The 1,397-nt window shown below is 53.7% G+C and carries 1 tRNA gene and 2 rRNA genes; all 3 read right to left on the minus strand.

Going from position 1 to position 1,397, the window contains the following annotated elements:
- Positions 1 to 144 precede the first annotated feature (144 nt).
- Positions 145 to 221: transfer RNA gene (locus SB719_RS18905), tRNA-Met, on the minus strand.
- A gap of 18 nt (positions 222 to 239) precedes the next feature.
- Positions 240 to 355 (minus strand): 5S ribosomal RNA (gene rrf / locus SB719_RS18910).
- Between the two features lie 50 nt (positions 356 to 405).
- Positions 406 to 1,397 (minus strand): 23S ribosomal RNA (locus SB719_RS18915); the annotation flags it as partial.

Raw genomic sequence — 1,397 nt, forward strand, 5'->3', positions numbered from 1 at the left:
CTGACGGGACTCGAACCCGCGACCTCCGGTGTGACAGACCGGCGTGAACTCCAACTTCACCACAGCTCCATGCTTGGTTGCACCCAAGGGCACTCCCATCTCACTTGAGCAAGAAAAATGTTTACGTCGTTCAAGCGAAAAATTTGGTTGCGGGAGCAGGATTTGAACCTGCGACCTTCGGGTTATGAGCCCGACGAGCTACCGAACTGCTCCACCCCGCGACGATATAAATTTAACCAGCTTGGCGGCGTCCTACTCTCACAGGGGGAGACCCCCAACTACCATCGGCGCTGAAGAGCTTAACTTCCGTGTTCGGTATGGGAACGGGTGTGACCTCTCTGCCATCATCACCAAACTGATGAAGGTATATTCCTTCAAAACTAGATAACATTTGCTTCATATTATATGGTTAAGTCCTCGATCTATTAGTATTCGTCAGCTCCACATGTCACCATGCTTCCACCTCGAACCTATCAACCTGATCATCTTTCAGGGATCTTACTAGCTTACGCTATGGGAAATCTCATCTTGAGGGGGGCTTCATGCTTAGATGCTTTCAGCACTTATCCCTTCCGCACATAGCTACCCAGCTATGCCCTTGGCAGAACAACTGGTACACCAGCGGTGCGTCCATCCCGGTCCTCTCGTACTAAGGACAGCTCCTCTCAAATTTCCTGCGCCCGCGACGGATAGGGACCGAACTGTCTCACGACGTTCTGAACCCAGCTCGCGTACCGCTTTAATGGGCGAACAGCCCAACCCTTGGGACCGACTACAGCCCCAGGATGCGATGAGCCGACATCGAGGTGCCAAACCTCCCCGTCGATGTGGACTCTTGGGGGAGATAAGCCTGTTATCCCCGGGGTAGCTTTTATCCGTTGAGCGATGGCCCTTCCATGCGGAACCACCGGATCACTAAGCCCGACTTTCGTCCCTGCTCGACTTGTAGGTCTCGCAGTCAAGCTCCCTTCTGCCTTTACACTCTACGAATGATTTCCGACCATTCTGAGGGAACCTTTGGGCGCCTCCGTTACCTTTTAGGAGGCGACCGCCCCAGTCAAACTGCCCACCTGGCATGGTCCTCTCGCCCGATAAGGGCGACGAGTTAGAAACTCCGTACATCAAGGGTGGTATCCCACCGACAGCTCCACAGAGGCTGGCGCCCCTGCTTCTCAGCTTCCCACCTATCCTGTACATGATGCACAAAGTTCCAATACCAGGCTACAGTAAAGCTCCATGGGGTCTTTCCGTCTTGTCGCGGGTAACCTGCATCTTCACAGGTATTATGATTTCACCGGGTCTCTTGCCGAGACAGCGCCCAAGTCGTTACGCCTTTCGTGCGGGTCGGAACTTACCCGACAAGGAATTTCGCTACCTTAGGACCGTTATAGTTACGG

The organism is Pantoea sp. SIMBA_079 (genome assembly GCF_046940275.1).
GTDB lineage: Bacteria > Pseudomonadota > Gammaproteobacteria > Enterobacterales > Enterobacteriaceae > Pantoea > Pantoea borealis.